Genomic DNA, 12441 nt, shown 5'->3' on the forward strand with positions numbered 1-12441 from the left:
GGTCTCCTAGAGGTCGTTCAACAGAGTGGGTAGAGACTAAAGGATGGCCAGCTTATCCAGAAAGACTAAAATGTTTGTTACAAATAATTTTTCGCTATATAGCCTCGCACGGGTGTTGCTTTCTGGCAACGGCCCGATGATCGTTGTACGATAACACCTAAGGCGCTCAACCGATTGCCGCCGCAGCTCCAATCACATCGCGGGGGATAACACCATGGCGGAAGTTAACAAGGAGAAATTCATGACAGATATCAAGACTGTATTGGCCGATGCGGAAGACCTGCTCAAGCAAGCGGCAAACACCACCGGCGAGCGCGCATCCGAGTTGAGTGATCGCGCGCTCACCTTGCTCAAGCAAGCGAAAGAAAAGGCCTCCGACGTTCAGGTCGTGGTTGTGGAGAAGAGCAAGCAGGCGGCTCGCGTCACCGACGATTACGTGCACGATCACCCGTGGCAGGCCGTGGGCATTGCCGCCGGCGTCGGCGTGGTGGTCGGTCTGCTCCTGAACCGCAGGTAATTGCACGGCGAGTCCGTCCGACCGGCGCGAATGGTTTGGCGGGCCGCCAGCTTAGCCTATGCCCAACAATAACAGTAAGTCCCCGCCGCTGCCCTCAATGCGGCGGATTGCCAGCTCGTTGCTCGAGATCGCCCGATCGCGCATCGAACTGATCGGCATCGAACTGACGGAAGAGAAGGAGCGCCTGCTCGGCGTCGCGTTCCTGGGCCTCGCCGCCATGCTGCTCGGAATGCTGGCGCTGGTCGTGTTGACGGGGCTGATCATTGTGCTGTTCTGGGATACGTGGCGTTGGCAGGCGATGACTGTCATTGTGGTCGTTTACGTGCTGCTCGCCGCGTGGTGCGCGGCGCGTGCACGCACGATCCTGCGGGAAGCGCCGATGCCCTTCGAGGCCACGTTGGCCGAATTCGAGAAGGATCGCGACGCTTTGCGTCCGGACTGAAGGAGCGAGGCGATGCCCAACGACCCCTATCACGCGCGGCCGCAACGGCGATCGCGGCGTTCGCGCAGCGCCATGCTTGAGATCCGCAAGGAGATCGTGCTCACGCGCATTGCCGTCGAGCGTGCCGAACTGGCGCAGGTGTCGCGCCAAACACGCGAACGCCTGCGCGGCTTCCGCTGGCTGCGGCTGGTCGTGCCGGGCTTGTCCGGCCTCGGCGGCCGTGGCGGTGCGAGCCTCAGCCGTCTGCTCGAACGCTATCCCTATATCAGTTCGGTCGCGTCGCTGGCACTGACCGGCGCGACGCGCACATTGCTCGGCAAGGCCGCGCGCCCGCTGCTGAAATGGGGCGGCATCGGCATGCTCGCCTGGCAAGGCGTGCGCCTGTGGCAGAAGACGGTGGCCGAGGGCCGCGCCGAGAAAACGGTTGCCGCGGCGTCCGACGACGGCAGCGGCTCACCGCCGCTGATGTAGCGCCGCCGCGGCGCACGCACCGGCGTCGGCATGCGTGAGCTGCCTGGGACGCCCGAACGCATTCACGACGATGCAACGCCGGTCACCGTTTGCTGCGAACATCACGCTGCCCGACAGCCACTGCCAGGCGCCGCTGCGCGCAAAGCCGCTCGCATCAAAGGACACGGACGGCAATTCGCCGGCCGTCAGCCGGGTGCGTGCCACGATGAACGACGCCAGCGCCGGGTGACGTGTAAGTTCGACCTCGTTGAAGTCAATGCGGCCATTCAGGTTATCGTCGACAAACGTCATCCAGCCGCTGCGCCAGTCGCCGCCGTCCATCGGCGCCACCGTAACGCGCTGTTGACGCGCCATTGCCTCGCCGCGCGCCTGATGTAGCGTCGTCAGGAACGCATGCGATGCGGCGTCGAGGGCAATGCGTGCGCGAAGCGCATTGAACGATGGCGCTGCGGCCGTTGCCACCGCTGCCGCGATCGCCAGCACGACCAACATTTCCAGCATGGTGAAGCCGCGCCGATCGTTCGGCCTCATCGCGCACGACCTTGACGCTGCACCTCGTGTTGCAGCACATGCCACGCCACGATTTCCCGCCAACTCAGCCGCCCGGCGGGCCAAAGGTCGGCTTCCCGCCCGGCCGCATCCTCCGCCCTCATCGGCAAACGGTAGGTTGATTGCAGATAGACCACGGTCCCCGGCAGTCTGCCGCGACCGCGCGCGGTCATCCGGTACAAGCCGCGCATGCCAGGCAAGCGCTCGATCAGGTAACGCGCCGACGCCGCCGGCCTGGGCTCGGCCTGACCGCCGACGTTTTGCCGATCAGGCGGCTGTGCGCCTCCCGTGTATGTACCTGGTGCGACCACTGCTGCATCATCGTCCCAATTCGCGACACGCCATGCGGGCCATTGGACATTTGCCCGGCCTCGTCGAACCATCGACGGCGGCAACGTCACCGGTCCGGCATAGACGCCATGCAGGCCGGCCAGTTTTTCGGCCGGCACAGCGAATTGCGCCGCGCGGGCGCCCTGCGACAGATCGGCCTCTCCGTCGGCGAGCGCCGCATCAGCCGCTGCGAACGCGAGCTCACGGTCAGTGGCGTACGCCGCATACCGGCTGGCCTGCTGCGCCGAACGCGAGCCGGCCGCCGCAACCGTCAACATCATGCTGATGAGGACGAGCACGACGATCATCACCATGCCTTGCTGCCGTTGCGGCCCCACGGCACCGGAACGCGGGTGCGGCCGGTGCATCATGCTGGCGTCCGGCCGCTGTCGGGCGCCCACCTGTTGCGCAGCGTCACGACGAAGAAGAACGCGCGCAGACGATACGGCCGTGCCTGGCGCAGTTGGAGTCTCTGCACTCCGCCATGCGCGGCATCGAATATCTCAAGGGTTTGGGTCGCTGACGCCGGGCGCCCGCGCAACCCGCCGCCACGCAGCACCAGTGCGACGGCGACCCGGCGCACCGCCGGCAACGCGTTGTCCGATAGTTCGGCTGCCGGAATCCACCGCAGCGCAACGTCGTCTCGCCCGACAGCCGCGACACCCAACCGAATATGCATCGCTTCGACGCCTTCGACCAGCGCCTGTGCCCTGTAGGTGCCCGTTGCGTCGGCATACCGGCAAAAGAGCGCAGGCACGCCGTCGTCGGCGCGCGCCACAAAAAACGTGCTTCGCGATACATCCGCCCTCCCCTTCGGCCCCGGCACGCGGCGCCCGGCGCAGTCGAGCACGCTGCCGTCGCCTAAACCCTCAGCCGACCGTGCGCCGGCTGCCAAACCGGATCCGTGATGACTAACCTCGAGTAGTGCGCTACGGCGCGGCGCCGCCCGGCAGGCATCGGCGTCCCCCGCGCAGGACCCACGCACCCTCAGGGCAGGCCAGCGATCCCGAGCTGGCGCTATGACTGCCCCAGTCGCAGGGTCAACGTTTCGATAACCCGCGATACGGACCGCGCGTTGCAGCATCGACATGGCGAACGCCGCCCGTTGATGCAGGTCGGCCCACTCGACCTGCACGCGATAGTTACGCTGCACCTGCCCCAGAAACGCGACGCCGGCGAGCATCGTCAGCGTACCGACCGCGAGCGCCAACAGCGATTCAAGCAACGTGAAACCGGCCGAGAGCCGTGCGCGCATCGTCATCGCGGCCGCTGCGGTAACCGCGTCCATGCCGCAACCCCATCGACGTCCCAGGCAAGCGCGGATGCTCGCACCGACGCCACGATTTGCGCATGCGTATCAGAAGCCTGCGATTGCGTAACACCGCTCAACACCAGCAACAATGCCGACATGGCGATCGCCGCGTCCAGCAGGCACCCGCCTCGTTGTCCTGATTTCATTTGTCCCTCGCCCTGATTGAAGATGAGGACGATGGTGCCGCTGTCGCCTGCGCGCGGCTATCGGACAACACCGCATTGCCGGGCCCCGACGGCCGTACGCCGTCGCTTTCGGGTGGGTCTGTGGCGACGTTCGGACAACACCGCATACCCAAACAAAACGGCAACCGAAGTTGCCGTGTTTGTGTATCGGCGCATTCTGTCGCCGCGACGACAGGCGCTTTGGTCACGCGGCTTACGCGCGCAGCGACTCGATCAAGGCCACGTAGGCGGTCTTTGCATCGTCCGCCGGCGTGCCTTTGAGCATCGACCACGCATCGTATTTTGCGCGATCGACCATCTCCATCATGCCTGGACGCTTGCCGTCGACGTCGCCGTGGGTACTTTGCTTGTAGAGCGCGTAAATGCGCAACAGTGTCAGGTTGTCCGGACGTTCCGTCAGCGTTTTCGACGCCGCCACCGCCGCCTCGAAGCGGGTTTGCAGATCGTTCATTTTGTCCCTCCCTGGACGTTCAGCTTATAAGATTACTGCCGTGCAAGGATACCGGCGAAGCGCTTCGTCAAGATAGGGGCCGCCGTAGAATCCGGCGTCTAATCCACGTATTGGGACAAATGCCGAAACGTGGATGAGATTTATCCGAGCAGCAACGGAAATTGTTGAAAATCCACTCTCGGCCGGACTCGGCTATTCGGCTACGCTGCGCACACTTACTGCACTTCGACCGTTGCGATCGTTCACGATCGGGCCGTGACAGGCGGAGTGCGATGTCCGCTTTTGAGTGACATGGGCGGCCGAACCCGACTGCAGATTCAACCGGTCAACGCGGCGTTGGCTCAACGGCAGGTATCGGAGTGGAGCAGCCGCCCAGTGTTACTGTTCCGGGGCAGCAGGTCGCCAGAGCAGACGCATGCTTTGGCACAGGAGACGTCCGCTCTCAGTCCATCTGCAGCCGTTCGCCGAAGGACTAGCCTGAATAGGTATTCGATGGTCAGGCAGAACGGGATGGCGGCATCGGGAGAAGGTAGCGGCCGGATACCGGAAAATCGACCATGAAGCCCCTATCGCCCTGCAAGCCCAGGGGGAACCCGAGGTCGATCCAGGAACCTCGGCTACCTATCATCTTGTTGCCTACGCCGAAGCTCTTCCTGAGCACGCCATTCCTTGACAAGCTGCCGGCGGTTACGAGCGTAGTGATCGTCCAGGAAATCGACCTTAACAATGCGGTCGGTACGAAAGAGGCGAAAGTCGCCACGCAACTCGCACCATCCAGCAATGAACCGCCGTGATTCGACGAAACCGAGCATGATCGGCCAGATGGTCCGCTCCGACACGGCCCCGTTTTGATCCGTGTACATGATGTACATCTTGCGCTGCTCGCGCATTGCTCGTCGGACCCGCACCAAATCGACGCCAGCTGTGTCCTCCTTTTTGCGCCCAATATAGAGCGCATCATCGTCCAAGACCCGCCTCGTCTCAGGAGGAAGCACCCCGCCGATTTTGGCGAGCGCGTTCTGGGCAGCGAGCGCTAAAGCATCGTCAGTCTGGCGGCTGACCCACTGTGCGCCTGCTACGAGCGCTTGCAATTCTTCCTCTGTGAATGACAGAGGTGGCAGAAGGAATCCCGGTCGCAGTATGTAGCCGACGCCTGGTGCGCCATCGATATCGGCGCCCATGGCTTGTAGCGTGGCGATGTCACGACGGATCGTGCGCAGCGACACACCAGTCTCGCGCGCAAGTACTTCGCCGGACACCGTTCCACGGTGTCGGCGCAGCACCTGCATGAGGTCGAATAATCGGTGGCTTCGTGACACGCTCAATCCATTACTACGAGGCCTTTCCCTCCGAGCTTGCAGCCCGCTTCAAGAGCGGTGATTAGTTGGATCGCTTCGCTCAGGGGCACGATCTCGGCGACCGGGAGTTGAAGTTTCCCTTCCTTGGCGGCACGGGCAAGCCCATCGAGAATGTCGGCCCTCGGGGTACAGACAATCGGCTTCAGTTGTCGGTTGAAGATCGAACGAATGAACTTGCCCAGGGTTGGGACAATGTCCAAGAATACGCCATCCTTGCTCAGTAGGCTGAGGCCCTGTGCGGTCTGCATTGTGGCGGCCGTGTCGTAGACCACATCAAAACGTTCTCCGATCTTCGACAGATCGGTTGTCCGATAGTCGTAGACAGCTTGAAGGCCGAGAGAGCGTGCCCTTTCCATTGCCCGTGCGCTGCAACTGCCCGAGACTGTCGCTCCCAGCATCTGCGCGATCTGCACAGCTGCTTCGCCCACCGCACCGGTACAGCCATTGACGAAGACACGCTTCCCGGTCGCCAGCTTCGCCTTGTCTACCAAGCCATTCCACGCCGTGACGCCCGGGGTGCCGAGGCAAGCCGCATCCTCGAAGGAAACGTTGTCAGGCTTATGGGCCAGGAACGTTTCGTTGGTGACCACAGCATGGCCGAGCGCGCCGCTTTCCTTGATGCGGGCAAGACCGAACACGGCGTCACCGGGCTTGAAGCGCGTCACGCCGGGACCTACCGAGATCGCCGTCCCGGAGAAGTCACTCCCCATCGCACGCGGGAAAACTTTTCCCGTGATCATCTTTAGATAGCCGTTACGTACCTTCCAGTCGATTGGGTTGATTGCAGCAAACTTGACCTTCACCGCCACTTCGCCTTTGCCCGGTGTGGTCAGCTCGAAGTTTTCGAGCCGCATTAGCTCCGGGCCACCGTACTTTTCGTATTGAATGCGCTTCATGGCAGGCCGTTCCCTGATGCTGTCAGTGAGGCTGAACCGTTGTCATGTAAGCGGCAAACGGCGTGGCGTCGTAGATAACATTGGTAACGGCGAGCTTGCCGTCCTTGACCTTGATGAGTTCGGCGGTGACGGCGTGTGGAACCGGGTGGGTTTCCGCGTCGTAGACCACCACGGCCTGTTCGTCATCGCCATAGACGGCGAGAATGGTCAGGTTCGTGATCATTTGGGCGAAGCCGTCATGGAAGGCCCGGAACCGTTCGAGACCAGCCGTTTGTCCGATGGGCGACGTACAGACGATATCTTCTGCCGAGATCGACAAGATCGTGTCGACATCCCTGTTGGCGATGGCTTCGACATAGGTACGGGCAATTTCCTGAGCCTTACCGTTAGTTTTGGACATGATGGTTTCCTTCTGTTGAGTAAGAAAACTCAGTCTAAGCCACCATAGGGACAGATTCTGGCACCATTGTTTAAGTAAGGCCGCTTAGCTTGTTAGCCAGAAACCGTCCCTCAAGCCAAAGGACATCTGGGTTATAACGGACATTGGATTCCTCAACGTCAGCTCCCCGGCAGTTTGTGTGAACGCGAACTTCCGGCCAGGAAGTGTCATTCGCTCCCCGGACACTCAGAGGTCGGCTCCGCCCGGTAAGCAGCCGTTCCAGTCCGCGACGATGAACGCTGCACCCTAGCGACCATCGGGCAGGACCATCTTCACGAAATTTCCTGCCTCAACATATTGTGAGTTGCAAATCTCTTCCGCAACCTCGCCAAGCACGCGTAGAGCCGCGCCCAGCAAGGATCCGCGGCCCAGCTGCACGGCCGGCGACGGGATTACATCAGCCTGGACGAGGTGGAGCGAATCCTCCTGTAGGTCCGTAGGCTCGGAAATGCCCCGCGGTTCTCAACGGTGTGCGTACTGAAGCCACGTCACCATGCTCTTCTCGCCCGCACGGATGCCGTAGATGCCGGCGATCGTGAACCTTTCATTGCTTGGTCGACTCCAAAATAGTGGAGCGGCGTCGACAATTGTTGCAGGAGACGATCAATGGTCATTTCGCGGGGCGTTCTCGTGGCATGTTCGGTTTGCCTGCTTTACGGTGGAGTGATGCCAGCTTCGGTGGCAACCGCAAACGGGGCCGAGTCCAGACTTGACTCGATCCGACTCGTCGGTACTGGGTACAACGCGGGGAAGATCGGTAAAGCGATTTTGGTGGCGGAGGGCGACAAGACTGAGGTCCACCTTATGCTTAGCGGCGTGCCAAGTGGCACTTCCCTGCCGGTCCATCTTTACCCGTACATTTACGAAGGGACATGCAGCAGCCACAAATTGAAGGCACGATATGCGCTGACCGATCATGTGCTGGCCGATTCAATCATTCGGCCACGGGCGATTGGTGCGTTCCGTGGGCCAGTTCAGCTATCACAAAGAATACCCGTGGCTTTCGAAACGATTCGTGCAACCCAGTATGCGATTAGCGTTCGAACCAGTCCGGCGGATGGCAATCTGGAAATCTTTTGTGGCGATAACTCGTTTAACTTGAGCCAACGAAGAAAGTGAGTTGCCGGGTTGTCACCACAGGCCGAACGGTAGCTGTGTATGGGGTTGGTTTCGCGCGGTCGGGGGGAGCGGCTATCAGCGCCGTAAGCGGCATTCCGAGGCCGCATTGACACTCAGAACTGGATTTCAGCGAGCCGCTGATTGACGAGATCCAGATCAAAGGCGTCGGGATCGAAGCTGCCACCGCACCCATTCAAGCATCTAGCAAAGACCCCGGATCTTTTACACGGAAGCCCAGAAGGCAGTGATGTGGGAGCGTTGGCAGAAAGGCGAGTCGCTCCAGCGGATTGCCCAACTGTTTGGTCGAAACCACTCGTCGGTCCAGGGGATTCTGGTTGAGACGGGCGGAATTCGTCCCGCACAACGACATCGCTCCCAGCTGGCGCTCACGCTGGCGGAGCGCGAAGTGATATCACGCGCATTGGTCGCTGGCCACTCGCTTCTTGATTGGCTCTGCGAAACCCATCTATTCGGGCAGCCCTGCGCTTCGCAGACCGTCCATCAAGGTGGCGAGATTCTCCGGCCGGCAGATCGGTAGCCAATCTGTGAGATTGGAGAGACGCAACGTAGGGTCGATCTGGCGCAAATGATCCATCGCGCGCTGTGCGTCGGCCGTCCGGTCGGTAAGTGCATAGCTTGCCGCCAGGATGGCGACCACCAGCAGAAAACTCGGCAAATCCCGGAATGCTTTCTCCGCCCATGACGACGCAGCGTCAAAGCGCCCCAAGAAGAGATGCGCGGCCGCCATTCCGGCTTGCATTCTATACAGCTCCGGGTCGAGGGGGCTCAAACGCATGGCGTGTGTAAAGTACTCGATGGCTGCGTCAGTTTCCCCGTACCAGAGTCTGAGAAATGCGCCGAGGAACCACGCCGCTGCGAGGTTGGGATTGAGCACGAGTGCCTTGTCCAGCAATGCGATGCCGCCATGGAGGTCCCCGGCAAGATGGGCAAGCGCATGCCCACCTCTGGTGAGAGCGACCGCATCGCCCTTGCCCAACTCCACGGCCCGGCGAGCCAGTCGGGCTCCCTCCGCCATCTCCAGTGGACCATCAGTCATCCAGTGATTGACCTTTCGCCAACAATGACACCACGCTGCCATCGCGTAGGCCGACGCAAAATCCGGATCGAACTCGATTGCCTTATGAAAGAGCGGCAGCGCTTGGTTGATGGTCTCCCTGGTTCCGAGATGAAGCTTGGCCATTCCGCGCAGATAATAATCATAGGCGTCAAGGCTTTCGGTCGGCTTGTGCCCTGCACGCTCGATCTCCGCCCGCTCAAGCTGCGGCGCAATCGCACCGACCACACTCTCGGTAATCTGGTCTTGCAGCTTGAAGATGTCTCCAAGCACACCTTCGAAGCGGCCCGCCCAGTGATGCCCCCCGGTTGTTGCATCGATCAGTTGTCCCGTGATGCGGACGCGATTTTTTGCTTTGCGCCAACTACCTTCCAGCACGTAGCGAACGCCCAACTCGCGGCCGACCTGTTTCACGTCAACCACACGATCCTTGTAGGTAAAGCTCGAGTTGCGTGAGACGACGAACAGCCAGCGATACCGCGACAACGCCGCGATGATGTCCTCTACCACGCCGTCGGCCAAGTAGTCTTGCTCCAGGTCTCCGCTCAGATTCACGAACGGCAATACTGCGATGGACGGTTTGGCCGGCAGGGCCGGCGCGGACTCTGCAACTTCAACCGATCTGGCGGACTCGGGCTCGGGTAAGCCAGCGCCATCCAATGACTTGGCTTGCGTGACGTCGGCGGCGAACCGGAATCCCTTGCGGGCAACCGTTCGAATCACGCGCTGTTGATGGCCGTTGTCGCCGACGGCCTTGCGCACCGCGTTAATGTGACTGGCCAGGGTCGACTCCGAGACGATGCGGCCGCCCCATACGTGATCGATCAGGTCGGCTCTGCTGACGACACGCTCGCGCTGATCTGCCAGGTAGGCCAGCAGGTCGAAGACTTTGGGTGCAATTCCAACGGCCAGTGAGGCCCGGAAAAGTTCCCTCCGGTCCAAGTCGAGCACACAGTCGTCAAACACTAACAGCATTCAGGGCCCCTGCTTCCGTGCGCGTGCCGAGCACGTGACCAAAGCGACCGAACGTCGACTGCCGGCCAGTCGACGCCACCGATAGCACGGTAACGGCGCGTGTTTTTGGACAAATACACAAGCCAAATTCAATGGAAACCCAAGGTGTCGGCAAGGTATTCCGCCCGGCCGCCAAGCATACTACATACATCGATCGCCGCAATGCAGATGATCGACGCTTAATCGAGGAGCAGAGCATGAAAATAGTCGTTATTGGCGGTAGCGGCCTTATCGGGTCGAACATCGTAAACAGGCTACGTCACAATGGTCATGAGACGGTGGCGGCATCGCCTCGAACCGGCGTGAACACGCTCACCGGGCAAGGGCTGGCTGAAACACTTGCTGGCGCCCAAGTCGTCGTCGACGTGGCAAACTCCCCGTCATTCGAAGACCGGGCCGTATTGGAATTCTTCGAAACGTCTGGCCGAAATCTGCTTGCCGCCGAAGCCGACGCTGGCGTGGAGCATCACGTCGCGCTCTCGGTTGTCGGCACCGATCGCCTTCCCGAAAGCGGCTACATGCGTGCAAAATTCGCCCAGGAAAACCTGATCAAGGCGTCGAAGATTCCCTACACCATCCTGCGCTCGACGCAGTTCTTCGAGTTCATCGAGAGCATTATCAATTCGGGCGCAGACGGCGGTACGATTCGCCTTTCGCCCGCCCTTATACAACCCATCGCAGCGGATGACGTCTCGGCTGTGTTGGCCGATCTCGCGGTCGGGGCACCGGAGAATGGCATCGTTGAGGTGGCCGGACCAGACCGCTTCCCTCTCGACGAGCTTGCGCGCAAGTTTCTCGCCGCGCGGGAAGACAAGCGCGAAGTCATCGCCGACGTTCATGCGCGCTACTTCGGCAGCGAGTTGAATGATCGATCGCTGGTTGCCGGTGATAACCCGCGCATTGGCTCGACACGTTTCCAAAACTGGCTCATCCGCTCATCGGCGCAAGAATGACCCAGCGGCTCATGGACCGCGCCGTCCCGCGCTCCCTGCCGAGGTGCCGCGGTGCGCCAGCCAGGCAATAGCGGCTGGACGCAATCATCACTTACCTACGTTCTTCTCACAATGAGGCTTCACCATGACACAGCGCATCGATTACATGAAGCAATCCCCCGAGCTGTTCAAGAAATTCGTCGAGTTCAGCCTTGCCCTCAAGCAGTCCGCCATTGAGGAGTCTATTCGCGATCTCGTGGATATCAGGGCGTCGCAGATCAACGGCTGCGCGTTCTGCGTGGACATGCACGTCAAGGAAGCCACGATGCATGGCGAGCGTCCGCTCAGGCTGCATCATATCGCCACCTGGCGCGAGTCTACGCTGTTCAGTCCGCGCGAACGCGCTGCCTTGGCGTGGACCGAAATCCTGACCCAGATTCCCGCCCAGGGCGTGCCTGATGACGTCTATGAGCGTGTTCGTACGCACCTGTCCGAGAAGGAATTGTCCGATCTGACCTTCCTGGTGATGTCGATCAATGCCTGGAATCGCGTCAACGTGGGCTTCCGGCTCGTACCGGGCGCATACGACAAGGCATTCGGCGTGGACAAGGCCGGCCTGTCCTGATCAGGCATCGGCACAATGCGCACGCGTTCGTTTATGTGCTGGAGGGTTCGATTGTGATGGGACTGCGCGGCGGCAAATCTGTCGCCCTGACTCCGAACGGGCGGGTAACGCCGTATGGGTGAGGGGCGCGCTGCTTTAGGCGCATCCCTCTCAAACGCCATGTCAGTTGCTATTGCTGCTACAACTAACTCACTGACGTGCTTCAACGTGCTTGGCGAAATTATTCAGGATGGCCTGCCATCCCTGGCGCTGTTGTTCCACAGGATTTTCGGACTCACCATCGAACGTGACGCGCACCGTGACACCGTCTGCGCCGGTAATGAACTCGACTACACCAGCACGGTCTCCGAACGAATACTCAATCAACTCGTTAGGGACTATCTTTGTGTACGTTCCTGCGAAGTCAAAGCCGAAGCTACCGTCTTTGGCCTCCATGCGGGATGAAAACGCCCCACCCACGCGCAAATCGACAGTAGACTTGGTCGTGTGCCAATCCTCCGAAGCGGTATTCCACTGCTTGATGTCGTCTGGCGTTATGTAGGCACTCCACACCTTGCTGATGGGAGCTTTGACAATCGTCTCAACGGTGATTTTCATGATGTCACTCCTATGAGAACAACTAACCGTGTATATATGGACACGGAGGGCCGTATAAAAATTGATATTGATTTCGCTGGAAATGTTGCTCGAAGTATATGTTATTCATGTACTTTCTGTTTTTGCAAT

The 12441-nt window shown here is 60.6% G+C and carries 15 protein-coding genes and 2 pseudogenes; 8 read left to right on the plus strand and 9 right to left on the minus strand.

Annotated elements, in window-relative coordinates; all coding sequences use genetic code 11:
* The first annotated feature begins 214 nt into the window (after window positions 1-214).
* The 3 genes from PTE30175_RS10335 to PTE30175_RS10345 are packed head-to-tail and all read left to right on the plus strand — an operon-like array spanning window position 215 to window position 1430.
* Window positions 215-517, plus strand: coding sequence for an ElaB/YgaM/YqjD family protein (locus tag PTE30175_RS10335; RefSeq protein WP_150696977.1), 303 nt, complete (start codon window positions 215-217; stop codon window positions 515-517).
* 58 nt (window positions 518-575) lie between these two features.
* Window positions 576-959, plus strand: a complete 384-nt coding sequence (locus PTE30175_RS10340) for a phage holin family protein (protein ID WP_150696978.1) — start codon at window positions 576-578, stop codon at window positions 957-959.
* Window positions 960-971: 12 nt separating this feature from the next.
* Complete coding sequence (locus tag PTE30175_RS10345; RefSeq protein WP_150696979.1) at window positions 972-1430, plus strand: DUF3318 domain-containing protein; 459 nt, start codon at window positions 972-974, stop codon at window positions 1428-1430.
* On the opposite strand, the gene PTE30175_RS10350 is transcribed toward PTE30175_RS10345, so the two are convergent.
* The 7 genes from PTE30175_RS10350 to PTE30175_RS10380 all read right to left on the minus strand — a co-directional run bounded on the left by PTE30175_RS10350 (window position 1413) and on the right by PTE30175_RS10380 (window position 6911).
* A complete protein-coding gene (locus PTE30175_RS10350; protein WP_150696980.1) occupies window positions 1413-1961 on the minus strand; it encodes a GspH/FimT family pseudopilin in 549 nt (182 codons plus the stop codon). The two genes, PTE30175_RS10345 and PTE30175_RS10350, sit on opposite strands and share 18 nt — an antisense overlap.
* Entirely contained in the window at window positions 1958-2680 is a 723-nt protein-coding gene (locus PTE30175_RS10355; RefSeq protein ID WP_150696981.1) for a pilus assembly PilX family protein, read from the minus strand. The genes PTE30175_RS10350 and PTE30175_RS10355 overlap by 4 nt, the downstream gene beginning before the upstream one ends.
* Window positions 2677-3597, minus strand: a complete 921-nt coding sequence (locus PTE30175_RS10360) for a PilW family protein (RefSeq protein ID WP_150696982.1) — start codon at window positions 3595-3597, stop codon at window positions 2677-2679. The genes PTE30175_RS10355 and PTE30175_RS10360 overlap by 4 nt, the downstream gene beginning before the upstream one ends.
* 402 nt (window positions 3598-3999) lie before the next feature.
* A complete protein-coding gene (locus PTE30175_RS10365) occupies window positions 4000-4257 on the minus strand; it encodes an acyl-CoA-binding protein (protein ID WP_150696983.1) in 258 nt (85 codons plus the stop codon).
* Between the two features lie 617 nt (window positions 4258-4874).
* A complete protein-coding gene (locus PTE30175_RS10370) occupies window positions 4875-5582 on the minus strand; it encodes a helix-turn-helix transcriptional regulator (protein WP_150696984.1) in 708 nt (235 codons plus the stop codon).
* Window positions 5579-6511, minus strand: a complete 933-nt coding sequence (locus PTE30175_RS10375; RefSeq protein ID WP_150696985.1) for an NAD(P)-dependent alcohol dehydrogenase — start codon at window positions 6509-6511, stop codon at window positions 5579-5581. Before PTE30175_RS10375 ends, PTE30175_RS10370 begins: the two co-directional genes overlap by 4 nt.
* A 22-nt stretch (window positions 6512-6533) precedes the next feature.
* Window positions 6534-6911, minus strand: coding sequence for a nuclear transport factor 2 family protein (locus tag PTE30175_RS10380; RefSeq protein WP_150696986.1), 378 nt, complete (start codon window positions 6909-6911; stop codon window positions 6534-6536).
* A gap of 645 nt (window positions 6912-7556) precedes the next feature.
* On the opposite strand from PTE30175_RS10380, the gene PTE30175_RS10385 reads away from it, so the two are divergent.
* Window positions 7557-8069, plus strand: a complete 513-nt coding sequence (locus tag PTE30175_RS10385) for a hypothetical protein (RefSeq protein WP_150696987.1) — start codon at window positions 7557-7559, stop codon at window positions 8067-8069.
* 247 nt (window positions 8070-8316) lie between these two features.
* Window positions 8317-8511, plus strand: a pseudogene (locus PTE30175_RS10395) (IS30 family transposase); the annotation flags it as partial.
* Between the two features lie 24 nt (window positions 8512-8535).
* Here PTE30175_RS10395 and PTE30175_RS10400 read toward each other — a convergent pair.
* Window positions 8536-10119, minus strand: coding sequence for a winged helix-turn-helix domain-containing tetratricopeptide repeat protein (locus PTE30175_RS10400; RefSeq protein ID WP_150696988.1), 1584 nt, complete (start codon window positions 10117-10119; stop codon window positions 8536-8538).
* Between the two features lie 236 nt (window positions 10120-10355).
* Here PTE30175_RS10400 and PTE30175_RS10405 point away from each other — a divergent pair, with 236 nt between their 5' ends.
* The 3 genes and pseudogenes from PTE30175_RS10405 to PTE30175_RS28590 form a co-directional block, all read left to right on the plus strand.
* Window positions 10356-11111, plus strand: coding sequence for an SDR family oxidoreductase (locus tag PTE30175_RS10405; RefSeq protein WP_150697103.1), 756 nt, complete (start codon window positions 10356-10358; stop codon window positions 11109-11111).
* 124 nt (window positions 11112-11235) lie between these two features.
* Entirely contained in the window at window positions 11236-11715 is a 480-nt protein-coding gene (locus tag PTE30175_RS10410; protein ID WP_150696989.1) for a carboxymuconolactone decarboxylase family protein, read from the plus strand.
* Window positions 11716-11720: 5 nt separating this feature from the next.
* A pseudogene (locus PTE30175_RS28590) lies at window positions 11721-11810 on the plus strand (cupin domain-containing protein); the annotation flags it as partial.
* Between the two features lie 94 nt (window positions 11811-11904).
* Here the strand turns inward: PTE30175_RS28590 and PTE30175_RS10420 are convergent.
* Window positions 11905-12312 (minus strand): SRPBCC family protein, encoded by a 408-nt coding sequence (locus PTE30175_RS10420; RefSeq protein WP_150696990.1) that lies wholly within the window; start codon window positions 12310-12312, stop codon window positions 11905-11907.
* Between the last annotated feature and the right edge of the window lie 129 nt (window positions 12313-12441).

The organism is Pandoraea terrae, from assembly GCF_902459695.1.
Classification (GTDB): domain Bacteria; phylum Pseudomonadota; class Gammaproteobacteria; order Burkholderiales; family Burkholderiaceae; genus Pandoraea; species Pandoraea terrae.

What these genes read in the sequence shown, in the direction of transcription:
- PTE30175_RS10410 (WP_150696989.1), top strand. Translation starts at nt 11,236, where the DNA reads ATGACACAGCGCATCGATTACATGAAGCAATCCCCCGAGCTGTTCAAG.
- PTE30175_RS10345 (WP_150696979.1), top strand. Translation starts at nt 972, where the DNA reads ATGCCCAACGACCCCTATCACGCGCGGCCGCAACGGCGATCGCGGCGT.
- PTE30175_RS10405 (WP_150697103.1), top strand. Translation starts at nt 10,356, where the DNA reads ATGAAAATAGTCGTTATTGGCGGTAGCGGCCTTATCGGGTCGAACATC.
- PTE30175_RS10335 (WP_150696977.1), top strand. Translation starts at nt 215, where the DNA reads ATGGCGGAAGTTAACAAGGAGAAATTCATGACAGATATCAAGACTGTA.
- PTE30175_RS10340 (WP_150696978.1), top strand. Translation starts at nt 576, where the DNA reads ATGCCCAACAATAACAGTAAGTCCCCGCCGCTGCCCTCAATGCGGCGG.
- PTE30175_RS10365 (WP_150696983.1), bottom strand. Translation starts at nt 4,257, where the DNA reads ATGAACGATCTGCAAACCCGCTTCGAGGCGGCGGTGGCGGCGTCGAAA.
- PTE30175_RS10350 (WP_150696980.1), bottom strand. Translation starts at nt 1,961, where the DNA reads ATGAGGCCGAACGATCGGCGCGGCTTCACCATGCTGGAAATGTTGGTC.
- PTE30175_RS10375 (WP_150696985.1), bottom strand. Translation starts at nt 6,511, where the DNA reads ATGAAGCGCATTCAATACGAAAAGTACGGTGGCCCGGAGCTAATGCGG.
- PTE30175_RS10355 (WP_150696981.1), bottom strand. Translation starts at nt 2,680, where the DNA reads ATGATGCACCGGCCGCACCCGCGTTCCGGTGCCGTGGGGCCGCAACGG.
- PTE30175_RS10360 (WP_150696982.1), bottom strand. Translation starts at nt 3,597, where the DNA reads ATGGACGCGGTTACCGCAGCGGCCGCGATGACGATGCGCGCACGGCTC.
- PTE30175_RS10400 (WP_150696988.1), bottom strand. Translation starts at nt 10,119, where the DNA reads ATGCTGTTAGTGTTTGACGACTGTGTGCTCGACTTGGACCGGAGGGAA.
- PTE30175_RS10385 (WP_150696987.1), top strand. Translation starts at nt 7,557, where the DNA reads ATGGTCATTTCGCGGGGCGTTCTCGTGGCATGTTCGGTTTGCCTGCTT.
- PTE30175_RS10420 (WP_150696990.1), bottom strand. Translation starts at nt 12,312, where the DNA reads ATGAAAATCACCGTTGAGACGATTGTCAAAGCTCCCATCAGCAAGGTG.
- PTE30175_RS10380 (WP_150696986.1), bottom strand. Translation starts at nt 6,911, where the DNA reads ATGTCCAAAACTAACGGTAAGGCTCAGGAAATTGCCCGTACCTATGTC.